Below are 17,048 nucleotides of genomic sequence, written 5' to 3'. Positions count from 1 at the left end.
GGGAAGCAAACGCGGAGAACTCACATGGCGGACGATCTGTTCAACTCCTTCATGAATGGCCCTGATGAAAAGGGCCGCTTTGGTATCCATGGCGGGCGGTTCGTCTCTGAAACGCTCATGCCGCTGATCCTGAGCCTCGAGGAAGAGTACAACAAGGCCAAGGATGATCCCTCCTTCTGGGCCGAGATGGACTTCCTCTGGAAGCACTATGTCGGCCGTCCGTCGCCGCTCTACTTCGCCGAACGCCTGACCGAACGCCTCGGCGGGGCGAAGGTCTACATGAAGCGCGACGAGCTCAACCACACCGGCGCACACAAGATCAACAACGTGCTTGGCCAGATCATTCTCGCCAGGCGCATGGGCAAGACCCGCATCATCGCAGAGACCGGCGCAGGCCAGCACGGCGTCGCCACGGCCACCGTCTGCGCCAAGTTCGGCCTCAAATGCGTCGTCTACATGGGCGCCCATGACGTTGAGCGCCAGCAGCCCAACGTCTTCCGCATGAAGCTCCTCGGTGCAGAGGTGGTCCCGGTCACCTCCGGCCGCGGCACTTTGAAAGACGCCATGAATGACGCACTGCGCGATTGGGTGACCAACGTGCGCGACACCTTCTACTGCATCGGAACCGTCGCCGGCCCGCACCCGTACCCGGCCATGGTCCGCGATTTCCAGGCCATCATCGGCAAGGAAACCCGGGAACAGATGATGGAGGCCGAAGGGCGCCTGCCCGACACGCTCGTTGCGGCCATTGGTGGCGGTTCCAACGCCATGGGCCTGTTCTACCCTTTCCTGGATGAAAAAGACGTTAAGATCATCGGCGTCGAAGCAGGCGGCAAAGGCGTGAACGACAAGATGGAGCATTGCGCCTCCCTGACCGGCGGTCGCCCCGGCGTTCTGCACGGCAACCGCACCTATCTGTTGCAGGACGAGGATGGCCAGATCCTTGAAGGCTTCTCGATTTCGGCGGGCCTCGACTATCCGGGCATCGGGCCGGAGCACTCGTGGCTGCACGACATTGGCCGCGCACAATACGTCTCGATCACCGACAAGGAAGCGCTGGAGGCCTTCCAGCTGTGTTGCGAAACCGAAGGCATCATCCCCGCGCTCGAGCCGTCCCACGCGCTGGGCCATGTGATGAAGATCGCACCGGAGCTGCCCAAAGATCACATCATCTGCATGAACTTGTGCGGGCGCGGCGACAAAGACATCTTCACCGTGGCCAAACATCTGGGTGTCGATATGTCCGGAACCGAGGGGCGCACCGCGGACTGACAGAACGCGGTCCTGCATTATGGACATGGACAATGACAAAACGGAGCCCGTCAGAGGCTCCGTTTTCTTTGCGCGATGCGTGAAGTGTCGAATTCAATCATCTGAAAAATATAAGTTTTTCCTGCCTTCTTGATGCGCCATTCGCGATCCGAACGGTTGCAGGCCAAGCCGCATTCTGCCACCTATCAGCGGGAAAGAAGCGATCCTGTGGATAACTCTGTGAGTAGACAGTGTATGTGAGCCAAAATCGTAAAATCAGGCGTTTTTGTTAATCCAAAAATCGGGTTGTTCTCAGGGTTTGTCGCAGCGGAGACAACGATCCAGCCCTTCAATACGAATTCCAGGCAGCTCTACCGGGGTTGCAAATAATCTACCTTTATCAAGAAAAATGCCAAATCAGGCGGCATTTTCTTTCAATATCGCAATATCTACAATCTCCAGAGCCCGTTGGTGCGTCGCATCAAGATGCACCTTTGGCGCACATCCCTCGTCATGTGCCTGCAAGAAGCGAGAGGCGCATAGACACCAGCAATCTCCCGGTTGCAGCCCTGCAAAGCCATACTCCGGGCGCGGCGTGCTAAGATCGTTCCCTACGTACTTGGAAAAAGCCAGAAATTCCGCCGTCATCACGGCGCAAACCGTGTGGCTCCCGGTGTCATCGGCGCAGGTGTTGCAAAAGCCGTCCCGAAAGAAACCGGTTTTGGGATCCATGCCGCAAATCTCAAGTTTGCCGCCGAGTACGTTGATTTCCGGGTCTTTTTCCAACATCAGGCACTCCTATCGAAATTTGTCCGCAAGCTTCTGCAATGCGCTGCGTGTATCCTGCGCTTCAGGTTCCGGATCGGGCGCAGCTTCTGGCTTCTTTTCGGGTTTCTTGGGTGTTTTGGACGAACGCGGCGGGGCGGTGCGCAGAGCGACGGCGTTGGAGAATTTCGAGGTATCTCCGTCCGCCAAGGCCGCTGCCCCGTCTGAAATCCCGCGCATCAGATCGTCGAGCCAGTCTCCATCGGCTTTGTGGAAGTCATGCAGGACATAGGCCGCCACAAGCTCCTTGCGACCGGGGTGGCCGATGCCGAGGCGGATGCGCTGGTAGGCCTCTCCGACATGTGCATGGATCGAACGAAGGCCGTTGTGCCCGGCATGACCGCCGCCCATTTTCACGCGGCATTTGCCGGGGGCGAGATCCAGCTCGTCGTGGAAAACGGTGATGTCGCCGGGTTCGAGTTTGTAGAAGCGCATGGCCTCACCGACGGATTGGCCAGAGAGGTTCATGAAAGTTTCGGGCTTGAGCAGGAGGACCTTTTCGGAGCCGAGACGGCCCTCGGCAATCTGGCCCTGAAACTTCGTCTTCCAGGGGCCAAAGCCGTGGTCCGAAGCGATCTGGTCGAGGGCCATGAAGCCGATGTTGTGGCGGTTGCCGGCGTATTTGGCACCGGGGTTTCCGAGGCCGACGAAGATCTGCATGGTTGCCTCCAGGGTCGCTTGTGATGTCTTCCTAGGCCGATCGGCAGATATTCTCAACGGCACAAAAAACAATATACCTATGGGCGTGCCCATGTGTGGGCTTCACTTTATGATTGAACGACATGCTGTTCCTTGGTTAACTTTTGAAAAAGGGGGAGTGGGATGTACAGAGTTTTGGCTGGCTGCGCTTTGTTGTTGGCGGCCTGTGGAAGCCCAAATGGGGATATTCAAGCGGAATACAGTGAGATTGCGCGCAAGACCGGAATTATTCCGGTCTTTCCCCCAAAAGAAAACATCCAGGTCGGAGATATCATGGCCCTGTCTTCCGGTGGGGCAAATGACACGCTGCGTGAATGGATCGGTGAGGATGTGTCCGTTCTTGAAAAAGCAGAGAAGCACATGGCAAGCCGCCTGGTGTTTCGGACAACGGCCGGGGGCACCAGCTTCACCGAAAATGCCCCGGGCCAAACCGACCTGTTCGGGACCGGATTTACGCGCCGGGATCAGGAGCGAATCGAGAGCCTTCCAATCGTCGCGCTTCCGGCTGTAACTGCCGACGCTGGCGCGGCGTTTGGGCTTGGTCGGGCTTCGCCCTTGGCCGCATTGGGGCTGGGGTTTGGGGCACGCACCAAGGTCCGTGTGGACTTTGGCGACGTGCGAAGCTACGGCATCCCAAAGGTCAAACTGGTGAAATCGAAATATGATCATCAGGACGTTCTCAGAAAGGCGATTTTCGTTGGCGAACAAGGGTCGCTGTGGGTGCGCCGGGCCCTTGAGGACAAATACCTCAAGGCGATCAGCGCGGGGCGCCGCATCGTGCCTCAGGACGAACGGTGTCTTGCTTCTTTCCTGATCACTCAAGTCTATCTCACACGGCGCATTGAATACACGTTTATTGATGCCCGGTTCGGCGCGCTTTCGGCCGCGCAAGCCAAAGACGGGGCAGAAAAGACCCAGACACCGGACGTGCCGGCTGTCACGGTTACGGTTAACCAAACAGCGGGCGAGGCACCGGAGTTGAACACGACACAATTGGAGAAAGACCTCGACGCGCTGTCAACGGCGGTGCGCGATGTGAACCCGGGGGATGGCAGCGCGACAAGCTTTGCGTTTGAGGGGTTCAGCGCGCTTGGCGCGACATTCAGCCAAACATACCAACGCCCTGTGGTTGTGGGTTACGAAGGCTGGGGTTTGCCTTTTGGAAATACTGAGGAGGATTGGGGGAAATGCGAAGCTGCATTAGGGTTACCACCTGGTTGATTTTTGCACCAAGCGCTGTCTTTGCGCAGGATGCGGTCGAAGGGCCGTTTTATAAATTTCAGAGGGATCTGCCCGGCGCGGTTGTCTCTTCTGATGGCACGACCTCCGATTTGACGATTGAGTATTTCGCCAACAGCGCGGGTCAGATTGATGCTTTGAGTGTGCTCGGCGCAACGTCGGACGCGGCGGGTATTACAAGGATGCAACGGTGCGATGTGCAGTGCTTTCCCGACCCAGGGAACCCGCCGACCTTTCAAACCTGCTTTTACTTCAACTGCCCCAGTCCACAGGGGGCGGCTCCACTCATCACTCTGCGCCCAAGTTTCGATGAGGAAGGCCTGAATTTTACTGTAGGTATTCAGCAGATCATGAAGGACGGGCTGACACTGGTTGAGGTGCCCGGGTTTGATGTGGATGCCAATGGGGTCGCTACGCCGAGGATGGACCAATGAAAGTTGTTCTGACAGCCTTGGCCCTGGGGATATTGGCGGCTCCGGCTTTGGGTGATGAGTTGCGGGACCTTGAGAAGCGGCTGGAGTTGTTGACCGCGCGGGAGGCCGTTCTGAAAAAGGAAAAAGAGGTTGAGGGGCTGCGCGAGGACATCGCCGAGTTGCGATCCAAATCTGCGAATTTCCGGAAGCAAGAGGCGGAGCGTTTGCGCGATGCCCGGGCTGTGGAGCGTCTGGACGCGGTACCGACCATTGTGATCAACATGGGCACCATTGCTTCGGCCAGATATCCGGACAAATTCTGCAATGCGACGCCGTTTTTGCAGTACAAGTGCCACGCTTTGAAGGATTGCCCGGAGTTCACGGTCGACGGCGATATCTGTCCTCTGCCGGGCGGGGAGACAGAACCTATGGTGTTGACCGTCAACTATTCGTGCGGCACGTCCCAGCGTGATCTGACCTTTCCGGTTGGCGCAAAGGCATGGATCAGTTGCAAGTAAGTCAATGCTGCGCGCGGTGAGCCAAGCCTTTCTTGCCGTTTGTTCACTTAAGAACTGTCTGATCTGGTATCAAAAAGGCCCCCGCGTGGGCAGGGGCCTTCTTTGCGTGCGATAGAAAAGGGAAAGGCTCTTATGCCTCTTCGCCCTCTGCTGCCGCTTCTTCTGCTTCGCCTTCTTCCTCATCGTCGGAGGCCTTGAGGCCGGACGGGGCGGAAATGTTGGCGATGACGAAGTCACGGTCGATGGTCGGCTTGGCGCCTTCCGGGAGGGTGACGTCGCTGATGTGGATGATGTCGCCGATGTTCAGGGCGGAGATGTCGATCTCGACCTTCTCGGGGATATCACCGGCGGTGACAACCAGTTCGATTTCCGGGCGCACGACGGTCAGAACGCCGCCTTTTTTGATGCCGGGAGCAACTTCTTCGCCGACGAACTCAACCGGGATGAAGAGGTTGATTTTCGTGGTGCGGCGCAGGCGCATGAAATCGACGTGGGTCGGCAGGTCCTTGACCACATCGCGCTGAACGTCGCGGCAGATGACGCGGACGTCTTCCTGGCCTTCGACTTTCAGGTTGAAAAGGGTGGACTTGAAACGGCCTGCTTTGAGGCGCTTGAACAGCACGTTGAAGGGGATGTTGATAGGCAGCGGGTCAGTGTCGCCACCAAAAACGATCCCCGGAACGAGGCCGTCACGACGGGCCTGACGAGCGGCGCCCTTGCCTGTCCCCGTACGTTCAGAGGCGATGAGATCCGGAATCTCTCCAGCCATGGTATTCTCCAATATGTCTAGGGCAGGGTGCCTCCAAGGCTGTCACCCTGCGATGAAGGGCTGCGCGTACACCGGATCGGGGGAGAAGACAAGGCGATTCGGGTGGGGCCCCTCGGACTGGTGATCCCATAAATGTTTCGCGCGCGAAACATTGTTTGTTAACAATGGGTTAATTTGTCCAGACGTTGCATCGAGCCGGTCGGTTCTTGATCAGAGCGCGGAAATCGTTGGAGGCGGATAGGATCACTTTGGAGAAACAACGTTTGTTATAGGTATTTCAAATGCGACCGCACTTACTTGAAATCTTGTTTGATTGCATCTTTAGAGTGTATTACTCTACCACTATATCCAAAAATCAATCTTGCTTCGAAAAATGGTGCCGATTTGTCTTCAGATACTGACTTCGCAAAAGCCGAAGAGGAGGCCGCGAAAATTGATGGGACTGAAATTCCGGAAATTTCCGACCTACCGTTTGAGTTACTACTTGGGAAGGGTAGAAAAACTACTAAACTGGTGGCCAACTCGGGAGACCCGTCTCCGATAAGCGGTTCCAATAGGTGGTTCGATTTTCAATTTGCCGAGCCAGTTTTCTTGGTCGAAGTCATCGTTGATGAAGAAAACTACAGCACATTTAATGAGTTTGAGTTTCGCTGGACATTGGCTCAAGGTGGAGAGGGAAGTCAGGAGTTTTCAAAGAGAAGCAACGAAGGCTATAGAGCCTCCATCAATCAACTAGTCCGGAGAGTTTCTTTCAAGCCTCCTAAAAAGTGGCTAACGAACACGCAGATTACTCGGGTCCGGCTGTTAGGGTTTCAAATTGATGAACTGGAGGATTTTATTCGTCTAGTGGCGAAACTCGATCAATATAAGGAAAATGTTTCCGAAGAAGCCCGTAAGGAAATAAGAAAAGCAGAAGCGGCAAATGAAAAAGCCAAAAATATTGAAATGCATCGTGAAAAACTTCTGTCGGAAATTTCTGATTCCAATTCCAAGGTAGCAGAACTTAACGCGAATATCGGAAGGCTGACCGAGCAACGTCAAGGGCTAATAGAAGACATAGCATCGCGCGAAGAAGCTATTTCGAATCTTGATGAGAGAAGTGTGCAAGTTCAGGAAATTATTGCTGAGAGGACCACTGAGAGAAAAAGTTTGGCAAAGAGTGTTGCCGAGCTAAAGCAAGAGTTGCGTGCTCTTGAAGACGATGTGAACATGTTTCCTACCGAAATCGGTGGGTTCGTTTCGCAGGGTGGTCAGAACATCGGAACCTATTGGAAACTTGCAGCTGTGCCCATTGCACTTATGGTTCTTGTAACTGGACTTTTGGTCTTTAACGCTGCAAATTTGACAACTGTCTACGATGAGGGGGGAACCGCAAAAATATGGTCAATATTACTAACGAGAATACCCTACGTCATAATTGCGACTGCAATAATTACAGCCTGTTACAAATTGGCCAGAGTGTTCATTGCGGAAATCATGCGGATCAATCAACAACGGCTGAACCTTTCAAAAATTAGCATCGTGGCGACGGACGCGTCTAACACTTCGCAGGAGGGGTTGGATTTGACAGACCGCGAGCTTTATGAATTGCGAACCGACCTCAAGATGCAACTTCTGCGAGATCACTTGAAAGAGTATTTGTCGACTGACTTTCGGTATCAAGGTAGATCGACCAACAATTGGACGAGATTGTTGGAGAAACGTAGTGCATCGGCGGCCGAGGAAGAACCCGACGAAGCAGTCTCTCCTTAGTTCGGACAATTCAGCGCTCAAAAAGTTCGACGGCGCGCGCAATAGTTGAGGTAACGTAAGGGTTCCCCGGTTGTTTGGGTTTGGAACCAAGCACGTTCACCCCCAATCCCCAGAAAACCCCTTCGGCACCATCAGGATATCGCGGTCGACGCCCTGAATATCCCTATGTCCGCAGAGCGCCATGGAGGTGTCGAGTTCCTTGTGGATGACCTCCAGCGCCTTTGTCACGCCGGCCTCGCCCATGGCCCCAAGTCCGTAGACGTAGGCGCGGCCGATCCAGCAGCCTTTGGCGCCGAGGGCCGTGGCTTTGAGGACGTCCTGGCCGGAGCGGATGCCTGAATCAATGTGGACTTCGATTTTGTCGCCGACCGCGTCGATGATCGGCTCCAATGCGCGGATGGAGGACAGAGCGCCGTCGAGTTGGCGGCCGCCGTGGTTGGAGACGACGATGGCGTCTGCGCCGACGTTCAGGGCCTCGAGCGCGTCGCGCACATCCATGATGCCTTTGATGATCAGCGGGCCGTCCCACATTTTACGGAACTGGCGGATGCGGTCCCAGTCGAGCGATTGATCGAAGCTCTCTGCGGTCCATGAGGAGAGGGAGGAGGCGTCTTTGACCCCCTTCGCGTGGCCGACGATGTTTCCGAAGAAGCGGCGTTTGGTTTGCAGCATGCCGAGGCCCCACTGCACCTTGGTCATCATGTTGGCGACGGAGGCGGGGGTGAGTTTGGGCGGGGCGGAGAGGCCGTTTTTCAGGTCTTTGTGACGCTGGCCAAGGAGTTGCAGATCGACGGTGATGACGGCGGCGGAGCACTTGGCGGCTTTGGCGCGGTCAAAGAGGTTCTGCATGAAGGCGTCGTCTTTGAGCGTGTAGACCTGCATCCAGAAGGGTTTGGAGGTGTTCTCGGCCACGTCTTCGATGGAGCAGATCGACATGGTGGACAGGCAAAAGGGAACGCCGAATTTTTCAGCGGCCTTGGCGGCTTTGATCTCGCCATCGAAGTGCTGCATGCCGGTCAGGCCCACGGGGGCGAGAGCGACGGGCATGGAGACGTCCTGGCCGATGAGTTGTGTGGCGGTGGAGCGGTTGGCCATGTCGAGGGCGACGCGCTGGCGCAGGTAGATTTTGTCAAAGTCGGAGGTGTTTTCGCGGAAGGTCTGTTCGGACCAGGACCCGGATTCGCAGTAATCGAAGAACATTTTCGGCACGCGGCGGCGGTAAATGCGTTTGAGGTCAGCGATTTCGGTGATGACGGGCATGGGGTGATCCGGGTTTTGCTGCGAATTGGTAAGGTATTGTTACCGGTTTGGGGCAAAAGGTGCAATGGCTGGTTTTAAGCTGGGGTTTACCGGTGGTGCGGTAAGGAGGGGGCGGCGCAGTACGGAGATGGTTTGGTGAAGGGCTTGGTGTTTACGGAACTTCTGGAGATGGCGGAGGCGGCTGTCGGGGAAGAGGTGGTTGACGAGGTTCTGGATGGGCTGGAGCTGGAGACGGGCGGGGCCTACTCCTCCGTGGGCAGCTACCCCTGTTCGGAGCTTTTCGCGATTGTCGGCGCGTTGAGCGAGAAGACGGGAATGAGCGGGGAGGCGTTGCAGGTCGCCTTCGGGCACTGGATGTTCGACCGGTTTGTCGTAGGATATCCTGCGTTTTTCGAGAGCAAGCGGTCTGCGCTGGAGATGCTGGATGCGATCGAGGGGGAGGTGCATGTGGAGGTGCGCAAGCTCTACCCGGATGCGGAGCTGCCGCGGTTCGAGACAGAGTGGCTTGGCGAAGATGCGCTGCAGATGGACTACCGCTCGCCCCGGCCGTTGATGGCGTTTTGCCGCGGGTTGGTGGAGGCCTGTGTGAAGCATTTCGAGCAGCCGATGGACATTGAGGAGCACGCGAGCGAACAGGTCGAAGGGCATGGCGCGCGGTTCGTGATTCGCCGGGCGGCGTGAGTGGTGGGATCTCAGGCGGCACATCCAAAGGTAGATCCCGAGCGTGTCAGCCGAAGGCGGTATGATCGGGAGCGCAGGGCGCGCAAGGAGGTGGAGACGCTTCTGGAGGTGAAAAGCCGCGAGCTTTTCGAGCTGAACGAAGCTTTGCGTGAGCAAGCGCGCCATCTTGAGGAAGAGGTTTCGCGGCGGACGGCGGATCTTGAGGCGTCGAAGACGCTGGCCGAAGATGCGAGCGCCGCCAAAAGCGCCTTCCTCGCGATGATCAGCCACGAGATTCGCACCCCGCTCAATGGACTTCTTGGAATGGGGTCCGCGCTTGCGGAATCCGGTCTGACCGACGAGCAGGCCGACATGGCGGCGCTGATGCAATCGTCGGGGGAAACGCTGCTCTCCTTGCTGAATGACATTCTGGACCTGACCAAGATCGAGGCGCGGCAGATGGAGGTGGAGACCATCCCCTTTGACCTGCCGGAGCTGATTGACCGGGCGCAGCAACTGTTCAGTTTCAAGGCGCGGGAGAAGGGGCTGTTGATGGCGGTGACCATCGAACCGAGCGCGGAGCGGCAGATTCGCGGCGATCCCACCCGGCTGGGACAGGTGATCAGCAACCTTTTGTCGAATGCCATCAAGTTCACCAAGTCCGGCAGCGTGACCCTGCGGGTCTGGGTCGATGCGGAAGGTGGTCATTGCCTTGTGACGGACACCGGGCGGGGCGTGCCCAATGAGCAGCGCGAGACGCTGTTCAAACCGTTTTCACAAGCGGGCCGGTCGGTGACGCGGCGCTTTGGCGGGACGGGGCTTGGCCTCGCCATCGCGCGGGAGATGTGCCGCCTGATGGGCGGTGATCTGACCTTTGCCCCGAACGAGGGCGGCGGCTCGTCCTTTCATGCCAGTTTCGATGTGGGCGCTGCGGTGGATGCAGCGCAGCCCGTGGCCACACCGGCCACGCAGGGCGGCGATTGGGAGCTGTTGCTGGGCTGTCACCTGTGGCGCATTCTTGCGGCGGAAGACAATCTGACGAACCAGCGGGTGCTCGACCTGATGTTGAAGCGCTACGGGCTTGACCTGACCATGGTTGAGGACGGTGCGGCCGCGGTTTCGGCCCATTGCGCCAACCCGTTTGATCTCATCCTGATGGATGTGAACATGCCGAAAATGAACGGGCTGGAAGCCGCCGGGTTTATTCGCCAGTTCGAGCAGGCCCGCGATCTGCCGCGCGTGCCGATCATTGCGCTGACCGCCAACGCAATGACGCACCAGGTGGAGGAATACCTGCGGCAGGGGATTGATGCACATGTGGCCAAGCCGGTCCGCCGTGCCACGCTGGGCGCAGCGATGGCGCGGTTGCTATGCCAGTCCCACCCGGAGGTTATGGGACATGCGCCCGATGGTTCAGAAAGGGGGGGATGACCCGGCCGCGTGGGCCGGGGTATTGTAGAGATTTCAGATGCTTGGAGGCGGCAGATCAGGCCGAATGCGCGCCGTCTGCCAGACCTTTGACAAAGGCGAGCACGTCAGAGGGGCTCTTGCCTGCGGCAATCTCGGAGACAATGGCGGAGCCGACAACGCAGCCGTCGGCCACGCTGGCAATCTCGCGGGAGGTCTCCGGGGTGCGGATGCCGAAGCCGACGATCACGGGGATGTCGGTCTGGGCCTTGATGCGGGCAACTTCCGGGGCGACCTCGGCGGCCTGCGCGGCGGCGGCCCCGGTGATGCCGGTGATCGAGACGTAGTAGACAAAGCCGGAGGTGTTCTGCAGCACTTTGGGCAGGCGTTTGTCATCGGTCGTGGGCGTGGCGAGGCGGATGAAGTTGAGCCCGGCGTTCTGCGCCGGAATGCACAGCTCTTCGTCCTCTTCGGGCGGCAGGTCGACAACGATCAACCCGTCAATGCCGGCTTCTTTTGCCTGGGCGAGGAAGGTGTCGACGCCGCGATTGTAGATCGGGTTGTAGTAGCCCATGAGCACGATCGGCGTGGTGTCGTTCCCGGCGCGGAAATCGCGGACCATCTGAAGGGTCCGGTCAAGGGACATGCCGTGTGCGAGGGCGCGTTGACCGGCGAGCTGGATGGTTTCGCCATCGGCCATGGGATCGGTGAAGGGCAGGCCCAGTTCGATGATGTCGACGCCGGCGTCCGGCAGGCCTTTCATCACGGCGAGGGAGGTTTCCACGTCCGGATCGCCCGCCATGATGTAGGAAACGAAGGCTTTCTTTCCGTCGGCCTTGAGGCGGGCAAAGGTGGCGTCGATGCGAGTCATGGGTGTCCCTCTTGCGTGTTCCAGTCGATGTGCCGGATGCGCGCGGGAAAATCAATGGGGTGAAGGCTGGTTCCGCGCAACGGGCAAACTCTCCGGGGGTGCGTTTGGGCGTAGAACGAACCTGTCCCGGACCAAATGGCCAGAGTACGAGCCGCGCCTTCGACGGGCCGTGGCATGGCGATCCAACTTCCGTTCCCCTTGATTTATTCAAGTCACCGGCGCGCTAGGCTGGTGTGGCGATTAACGACACCCCAATTGCCGTGCCGTGGGGACGGCCCGTCGATGGCGCGGCGGCCTGCGGCCTTGATTCCGCGCATTTGGGTGGGCGAACTTGGTTGTCCAAATTTCCCTAGCCCGTGTCTTTGCAGGACGGGCCAAAGCGCATTACCTCTAGGGTGGAAAACCAGGGAAGGGCATCTCATGCGCATTGCATTCACCGGCGGCAGCGGCAAGGCGGGGCGGCATATTCTGCCGATGCTGGCCGCAGAAGGGCATACGGTCCTGAACCTCGATCTGACGCCGCTCGAGGCGGAAGGGGTGGACAACCTGATCTGCGATCTGACCGACCCGGGGCAGGTGTTCAGCGCGCTGTCGGGTTACGCGAATTTCGCAGAGCTGGCGCCGGGGACAGGGGTGCCGAAGTTTGATGCGGTGGTGCATTTCGCGGCGCTGGCGCGGATCCTGATTGCGCCCGATTGCGAGACGTTCCGGGTGAACACGCTCTCGACGTACAATGTCATGGAAGCGGCGGTGAAGCTGGGAATCCCGAAGGTGATCTTTGCCAGTTCGGAGACGGCCTATGGAATCTGCTTTGCCGATGGGGTGCGTAAACCGCAGTATATTCCGGTGGATGAGGATCACCCGACCGAGCCGGAGGATGCCTATGCGATGAGCAAGGTGGTGGGTGAGGCGACCGGGCGGGCGTTTCAGGCGCGCGCCGGGATCGACGTTTATGGCTTGCGGATCAACAACGTGATCGCGCCGGAGGAGTACGAGACGCTGTTCCCGGCCTTCGTGGCGGATGCGGCGCTGCGCGAGCGCAATATCTTTGGCTATATAGATGTGCGCGATCTGGGGCAGATGGTGATGCGGTGCCTCGCCGTGGACGGGCTGGGGTATGAGGTGTTCAACGTTGCCAATGACGATCTGTCGGTGGGCGCGTCGAATGCGCAGGTGCGGGAGCAGTTCTACGAAGGCATTCCGGTCAAGCGCGAGATGACAGGCAACGAGACGATGTATTGCAACCGCAAGGCGCGGGACGTGCTGGGCTTTGCGCCGGAGCATTCCTGGCGGGATGTCATAAAAATGTGAGAAATCCGTTCACAATTTGACAGGGGTCAAGGTGGGGGCCGTTTGGCCGGGGTAGAAACGCGCGAAATCTGAAACCTGCAGGAGACGCGTATGACAACGACCGCCGTGAAATCCGTGAAAGCACCCGTAGCTGCCGTGGCTGCGGCCAAGGCTGTGGGCACCGATGTGCCCAAAGCACCGGCCAAGCCGCACCCCACCACCGACGAGATCCGCCGGGCGTTCGAGACCGGTCAGTATCCCTACAAGACCAAGCTGTCGCGCAAGGAATACGAGAAGGAGAAGGCGCAGCTTCAGGCGGAGCTGTTGAAGGTGCAGCTCTGGGCGCAGGAGACGGGTCAGAAATTCGTGCTGCTTTTCGAAGGGCGCGATGCGGCGGGCAAGGGCGGTACAATCAAACGCTTTACCGAACACCTCAATCCGCGTTCCGCGCGCGTCGTGGCGCTGAACAAGCCCACGGACGAAGAGCGCGGACAGTGGTATTACCAGCGCTATATCGATCACTTGCCGACCGAAGGGGAGATCGTGCTCTATGACCGCTCCTGGTACAACCGCGCGGGCGTAGAGCGGGTCATGGGCTTCTGCGAGCCGACCGAGTACCTCGAATTCATGCGCCAGACCCCGGATCTTGAGCGGATGCTCGTGCGCTCCGGCATTCGGCTCTACAAATACTGGTTCTCGGTCACGCAGGCCGAGCAGAAATCCCGTTTTGCCAGCCGCGAGACCGACCCGCTCAAGCAGTGGAAACTGTCGCCGATCGACAAGGCAAGCCTTGGCAAGTGGGACGATTACACCGAGGCCAAGGAGGCGATGTTCTTCTACACCGACACCGCTGATGCGCCTTGGACCGTGATCAAGTCCGACGACAAGAAGCGCGCGCGCCTGAACTGCATGAAGCACTTCCTGAGCACGCTGGATTATCCGGGCAAGGACGAGAGCATCGCCACCCCTCCCGATCCGCTGATCGCGGGCGGCGCCGGCCATGTGATCCACCGCGCCGATCACATTCTGGGCGCAACGCTGCACCCCGATGCGCGCAAGGGCAGCGAATAAGCGCGCCGCATGCCGAAATGAGACGAGAGGACGGCGGGGTTATCCCGCCGTTCTTTTTCCAGCGTGACAGATCGGAACGCCCCAGAAGGACGAGGAGACTGCCATGTTGAAACTGACAAATCCCGCGCCGAACCGGATTGATATTCTGCTCGACGGACCGGTTGGGGCCAATGAGATGCGCGACGGGCTGGATGCTTTTGTCGAGATGGCCTCTGGCATGCAGGGCGGTCAGATCCTCTACCGGATCCCGGAATTTGCCATGCCCTCCTTTGAAGCCATCGGCATCAAGATGGCGCAATTGCCAAGGCTTTTCGGCCTGTTTGGGCATTTTTCCAGCATAGCCGTTCTGACGGATTCAGCCTTGCTGCGCACCGCCGCCGAGATCGAAGGGGCGGTGATCCCCGGCATTGCCATCAAGGCGTTTGAACTGGACGAAGAGGCGGCGGCCGAAGCTTGGCTTGCGGCGCGGGCAGAGGCCGCCTGACGAAGAGGCTTCGTCCTAGGGTCAGGACCCATGGATTTACGGCGCGCAGCAAGGAAAAATGTGCGGTATCCGTGGCTTGGATTTCGCAGGCAAGGCTGGTTGCCTTGGCAAGGAAACCACGCCGTTGAGAGCGTGCATTTCTCCTTGCCCTCCGGGTTTGACGGATTTTGCCCCAATCTGCGTTATAGAGCCTTGAAATAGATAACTATTCCTGCGGCTCTATGCCTTGTCTGGAGCAAAATCTGTCAAACTGCGCGTCGTAAATCCATGGGTCCTGACCCTAAGTGTTTGGCGTGTGAATTGAAGCGAGCGCCGTTTTTGCGGCTGTGATCAGCGCTTCCGCGGGCAGGGTGGTCAGGCCGAAGGCGGATTCGGTGCTGGTGTGCACGGCCTCGGACACTGGATCGAGGCCGAGCGCGGCGTGCAAGGCGTCTACCGCGCGGGCGCCGGGGCCGAAGGTGTCCGTGGTCAGGATCAGCGCATGGACGAGCACGCGCGGCCGCCCGCCGCGCACCGGGCGCCAGCGCTGCGCCGTGCCGACGAGTTTGCGGCCCGCGACCGAAAGGTTCCACGCGCCATCGCAAAAGCTGCCCGGTGTCTCGCCCGGATGCATGAGGGCCCCGTGCGCGCCGTAGCCGTCGATGATAACCTGCGTGAACAGGCGGTAGCTGTCTTCGATGTTGAAGTCCTTGGGCGCGTTGAAGGCAAGCGCGAGGTTCACCACACCCGGCCCCTGCGGGACGATGCCGCCGCCGGTGGGGCGCAGGTGCACGGGCCAGCCGCGCTGGCGCGAGGCCTCGGCAGCTTCGGCAAAACCTTTGCGGGCCTGGTAGGCCTTGGGGCAGACAAGGGCGCGGGTGGCGGCGGTCCAGATCCCGACGGCGGCGTCCGTCCCGGAGAAGAGATCGGCTTCGAACGCCAGCCCGTCCGCCGCGTCCGGCAGGCTGTGCAGAGCGGCAGTCATGGCGGCATCCTTTCGCATTTCATAGCGCATCGCCCATCCCTCATAGGGCAGTTTTCCAAGCGCCACCACTGGCACAGGCCGGATGCGGGGCTAGGTGACGGTGCATATGGAGGCGCAGCGATGCAAACAAGAAACGGAATGACCCGCAGGCGGGTATTGGCGGGCGCGGGGGCGGCGTTGTGCTGGCCCGTCACGGCGGCAAAAGCCGGGGGGCTCATGATCGAAGATTTTACCGACGGCGAGGCCGAGGCATGGCGCTATGTGAGTGACCGGGTGATGGGCGGTGTGTCGGACGGCACGATGCAGCTCGTGCGGCAGGGGGCGGATCAATTTGCGCGGCTGACCGGCACGGTGAGCACGGCGAACAACGGCGGTTTCATCCAGATGCGCCGGGCGCTTGACGGGGCGTTGCTGGAGCAGGGCACGGGCCTGCGGCTTCGGCTGCGGGGCAATGGGGCGCGGTATTTTGTGCACCTTCGGCCATCGGGTTCGCTGCGGCCCTGGCATTATTTTGCGGCTGAGTTCGAGACCTCCGGCCAGTGGGAGGAGATTGTCCTGCCCTGGAGCCGGTTTACAGCGCAGGGCGGGCTGAAGGCGACATTTGACCCGGCGCGGGTGACCAGCATCGGGTTGGTGGCCTACGGCGCGGATTACGAGGCACTTCTGGATGTGGCTTGGGTGAAAGTGGAATAGGGGTTAGGCTCGGGGGCAGGGACGCGCACCCCTGATGAGGAGAGGGTCATGACTTCCAAGACAGAAGCGGCCACAGCGCCGCCTACGGGCGGCATGCCGGTGATCAACACGGTCACGCCCGACGACATCCGAGAGGCGCTCAAGGCGGGCTTTGCGGATTTTCTGGCGCGGCCGGTGATGAGCGGGTTTTTTGGTCTGTTTTATGCGCTGTTCGGAATCGGCTTTGTCTGGTGCCTGGTCTGGCTGGGACAGATCTGGATGATCATTCCGGCGGTTGTCGGCTTTCCGCTCGTTGCGCCGTTTGCCGCGGCCGGGCTTTACGAGATGTCGCGGCGCATGCAGCGAGGCGAGGATTTCGGCTGGTCCGATATCCTTGGTGTCATGGCCGCACAGCGAAAGCGCGAGATGGGCTGGATGGCCTTTGTCACGCTGTTCATCTTCTGGGTCTGGATGTACCAGATCCGGCTGTGGCTGGCGATCATCCTGCAAAACGCGTCTTTTTCGAACTTTGACGGCTTCCTCTACACGGTGTTCTTTACCCCGGCGGGCTGGACCTTTCTGGCGGTTGGCTCGGTGGCGGGGGCAATCTTGTCGGCGGCGCTGTTTGCGGTGACGGTGGTGGCCATGCCGCTGCTGCTCGACCGGGAAACCAATTTCGTGACGGCAATGCTGACCTCGATCGGGGTGGTGCAGAAGAACCCGGTGGTCATGCTCACATGGGCGGCGATCATCACGGCGACGATCATGCTGTCGCTGGTTCCGGCTTTCCTCGGGCTGATTTTCACCCTGCCCATCCTTGGCCACACCACATGGCATCTGTACCAGAAGGCGGTGGCGCCGGAGGGTGGCTGAGGCGCGGATATATCGCGATTTGTGATGCTG

General features: G+C 59.2%; 18 protein-coding genes. 12 read left to right on the top strand and 6 right to left on the bottom strand.

Annotated elements, in window-relative coordinates:
• Nucleotides 1-24 precede the first annotated feature (24 nt).
• The gene (trpB, locus tag E4662_RS00425) at nucleotides 25-1,272 is read left to right on the top strand and encodes a tryptophan synthase subunit beta (RefSeq protein WP_136439281.1); all 1,248 of its coding nucleotides are present in this window, start codon (nucleotides 25-27) and stop codon (nucleotides 1,270-1,272) included.
• A gap of 396 nt (nucleotides 1,273-1,668) precedes the next feature.
• Here the strand turns inward: trpB and E4662_RS00420 are convergent, their stop codons facing one another.
• The gene (locus E4662_RS00420) at nucleotides 1,669-2,040 is read right to left on the bottom strand and encodes a DUF2237 family protein (RefSeq protein ID WP_136439280.1); all 372 of its coding nucleotides are present in this window, start codon (nucleotides 2,038-2,040) and stop codon (nucleotides 1,669-1,671) included.
• Nucleotides 2,041-2,049: 9 nt separating this feature from the next.
• Complete coding sequence (gene pth / locus E4662_RS00415; protein ID WP_136439279.1) at nucleotides 2,050-2,736, bottom strand: aminoacyl-tRNA hydrolase; 687 nt, start codon at nucleotides 2,734-2,736, stop codon at nucleotides 2,050-2,052.
• A gap of 189 nt (nucleotides 2,737-2,925) precedes the next feature.
• Here pth and E4662_RS00410 point away from each other — a divergent pair, with 189 nt between their 5' ends.
• Genes E4662_RS00410 through E4662_RS00400 form a run of 3 tightly spaced genes read left to right on the top strand, consistent with a single transcriptional unit; the run spans nucleotide 2,926 to nucleotide 4,945 of the window.
• Nucleotides 2,926-3,996, top strand: a complete 1,071-nt coding sequence (locus E4662_RS00410; RefSeq protein ID WP_136439278.1) for a hypothetical protein — start codon at nucleotides 2,926-2,928, stop codon at nucleotides 3,994-3,996.
• Nucleotides 3,993-4,448, top strand: coding sequence for a hypothetical protein (locus tag E4662_RS00405; RefSeq protein WP_136439277.1), 456 nt, complete (start codon nucleotides 3,993-3,995; stop codon nucleotides 4,446-4,448). The genes E4662_RS00410 and E4662_RS00405 overlap by 4 nt, the downstream gene beginning before the upstream one ends.
• A complete protein-coding gene (locus E4662_RS00400; RefSeq protein WP_136439276.1) occupies nucleotides 4,445-4,945 on the top strand; it encodes a hypothetical protein in 501 nt (166 codons plus the stop codon). The genes E4662_RS00405 and E4662_RS00400 overlap by 4 nt, the downstream gene beginning before the upstream one ends.
• Before the next feature lie 130 nt (nucleotides 4,946-5,075).
• Here E4662_RS00400 and E4662_RS00395 read toward each other — a convergent pair whose 3' ends face one another.
• Nucleotides 5,076-5,714 carry a 50S ribosomal protein L25/general stress protein Ctc gene (locus tag E4662_RS00395; RefSeq protein WP_136439275.1) on the bottom strand — a complete coding sequence of 213 codons (639 nt, stop codon included), beginning with the start codon at nucleotides 5,712-5,714 and terminating at the stop codon, nucleotides 5,076-5,078.
• A 297-nt stretch (nucleotides 5,715-6,011) separates the two neighbouring features.
• On the opposite strand from E4662_RS00395, the gene E4662_RS00390 reads away from it, so the two are divergent.
• Complete coding sequence (locus E4662_RS00390) at nucleotides 6,012-7,466, top strand: hypothetical protein (RefSeq protein ID WP_136439274.1); 1,455 nt, start codon at nucleotides 6,012-6,014, stop codon at nucleotides 7,464-7,466.
• Nucleotides 7,467-7,562: 96 nt separating this feature from the next.
• Here E4662_RS00390 and E4662_RS00385 read toward each other — a convergent pair whose 3' ends face one another.
• Complete coding sequence (locus E4662_RS00385; RefSeq protein ID WP_136439273.1) at nucleotides 7,563-8,726, bottom strand: alpha-hydroxy acid oxidase; 1,164 nt, start codon at nucleotides 8,724-8,726, stop codon at nucleotides 7,563-7,565.
• A 135-nt stretch (nucleotides 8,727-8,861) separates the two neighbouring features.
• Between E4662_RS00385 and E4662_RS00380 the strand changes: the two genes are divergently transcribed.
• Nucleotides 8,862-9,407 carry a heme NO-binding domain-containing protein gene (locus E4662_RS00380; RefSeq protein WP_136439272.1) on the top strand — a complete coding sequence of 182 codons (546 nt, stop codon included), beginning with the start codon at nucleotides 8,862-8,864 and terminating at the stop codon, nucleotides 9,405-9,407.
• Complete coding sequence (locus tag E4662_RS00375) at nucleotides 9,408-10,817, top strand: ATP-binding protein (protein ID WP_136439271.1); 1,410 nt, start codon at nucleotides 9,408-9,410, stop codon at nucleotides 10,815-10,817.
• A gap of 55 nt (nucleotides 10,818-10,872) precedes the next feature.
• Here the strand turns inward: E4662_RS00375 and trpA are convergent, their stop codons facing one another.
• A complete protein-coding gene (gene trpA, locus E4662_RS00370; RefSeq protein ID WP_136439270.1) occupies nucleotides 10,873-11,664 on the bottom strand; it encodes a tryptophan synthase subunit alpha in 792 nt (263 codons plus the stop codon).
• 420 nt (nucleotides 11,665-12,084) lie between these two features.
• On the opposite strand from trpA, the gene E4662_RS00365 reads away from it, so the two are divergent.
• From E4662_RS00365 to E4662_RS00355, 3 genes are all read left to right on the top strand, one after another.
• A complete protein-coding gene (locus E4662_RS00365; RefSeq protein ID WP_136439269.1) occupies nucleotides 12,085-12,975 on the top strand; it encodes an NAD-dependent epimerase/dehydratase family protein in 891 nt (296 codons plus the stop codon).
• 90 nt (nucleotides 12,976-13,065) lie between these two features.
• Nucleotides 13,066-14,025 (top strand): polyphosphate kinase 2, encoded by a 960-nt coding sequence (ppk2, locus tag E4662_RS00360; RefSeq protein ID WP_136439268.1) that lies wholly within the window; start codon nucleotides 13,066-13,068, stop codon nucleotides 14,023-14,025.
• Nucleotides 14,026-14,128: 103 nt separating this feature from the next.
• Nucleotides 14,129-14,509, top strand: a complete 381-nt coding sequence (locus E4662_RS00355; RefSeq protein WP_136439267.1) for an STAS/SEC14 domain-containing protein — start codon at nucleotides 14,129-14,131, stop codon at nucleotides 14,507-14,509.
• Nucleotides 14,510-14,789: 280 nt separating this feature from the next.
• On the opposite strand, the gene E4662_RS23960 is transcribed toward E4662_RS00355, so the two are convergent.
• Entirely contained in the window at nucleotides 14,790-15,473 is a 684-nt protein-coding gene (locus E4662_RS23960) for a lipoyl protein ligase domain-containing protein (protein WP_168797849.1), read from the bottom strand.
• 138 nt (nucleotides 15,474-15,611) lie between these two features.
• Here E4662_RS23960 and E4662_RS23955 point away from each other — a divergent pair, with 138 nt between their 5' ends.
• The gene (locus tag E4662_RS23955; RefSeq protein ID WP_168797848.1) at nucleotides 15,612-16,166 is read left to right on the top strand and encodes a CIA30 family protein; all 555 of its coding nucleotides are present in this window, start codon (nucleotides 15,612-15,614) and stop codon (nucleotides 16,164-16,166) included.
• A gap of 48 nt (nucleotides 16,167-16,214) precedes the next feature.
• Entirely contained in the window at nucleotides 16,215-17,018 is an 804-nt protein-coding gene (locus E4662_RS00340; protein WP_136439264.1) for a DUF2189 domain-containing protein, read from the top strand.
• The last annotated feature ends 30 nt before the right edge of the window (nucleotides 17,019-17,048 follow it).

Origin of the sequence: Pacificoceanicola onchidii, from assembly GCF_004804335.1 — a bacterium.
Taxonomy (GTDB): domain Bacteria; phylum Pseudomonadota; class Alphaproteobacteria; order Rhodobacterales; family Rhodobacteraceae; genus Pacificoceanicola; species Pacificoceanicola onchidii.
The sequence above is the reverse complement of the archived record's forward strand: the minus strand, read 5'-3'. Positions and strand labels throughout refer to the sequence as shown.

Coding starts and splice junctions, on each gene's coding strand:
- E4662_RS00400 (WP_136439276.1), top strand. CDS start 4,445: ATGAAAGTTGTTCTGACAGCCTTGGCCCTGGGGATATTGGCGGCTCCG.
- E4662_RS23955 (WP_168797848.1), top strand. CDS start 15,612: ATGACCCGCAGGCGGGTATTGGCGGGCGCGGGGGCGGCGTTGTGCTGG.
- E4662_RS00395 (WP_136439275.1), bottom strand. CDS start 5,714: ATGGCTGGAGAGATTCCGGATCTCATCGCCTCTGAACGTACGGGGACA.
- E4662_RS00385 (WP_136439273.1), bottom strand. CDS start 8,726: ATGCCCGTCATCACCGAAATCGCTGACCTCAAACGCATTTACCGCCGC.
- pth (WP_136439279.1), bottom strand. CDS start 2,736: ATGCAGATCTTCGTCGGCCTCGGAAACCCCGGTGCCAAATACGCCGGC.
- E4662_RS00340 (WP_136439264.1), top strand. CDS start 16,215: ATGACTTCCAAGACAGAAGCGGCCACAGCGCCGCCTACGGGCGGCATG.
- E4662_RS00365 (WP_136439269.1), top strand. CDS start 12,085: ATGCGCATTGCATTCACCGGCGGCAGCGGCAAGGCGGGGCGGCATATT.
- trpA (WP_136439270.1), bottom strand. CDS start 11,664: ATGACTCGCATCGACGCCACCTTTGCCCGCCTCAAGGCCGACGGAAAG.
- trpB (WP_136439281.1), top strand. CDS start 25: ATGGCGGACGATCTGTTCAACTCCTTCATGAATGGCCCTGATGAAAAG.
- E4662_RS00420 (WP_136439280.1), bottom strand. CDS start 2,040: ATGTTGGAAAAAGACCCGGAAATCAACGTACTCGGCGGCAAACTTGAG.
- ppk2 (WP_136439268.1), top strand. CDS start 13,066: ATGACAACGACCGCCGTGAAATCCGTGAAAGCACCCGTAGCTGCCGTG.
- E4662_RS00355 (WP_136439267.1), top strand. CDS start 14,129: ATGTTGAAACTGACAAATCCCGCGCCGAACCGGATTGATATTCTGCTC.
- E4662_RS23960 (WP_168797849.1), bottom strand. CDS start 15,473: ATGACTGCCGCTCTGCACAGCCTGCCGGACGCGGCGGACGGGCTGGCG.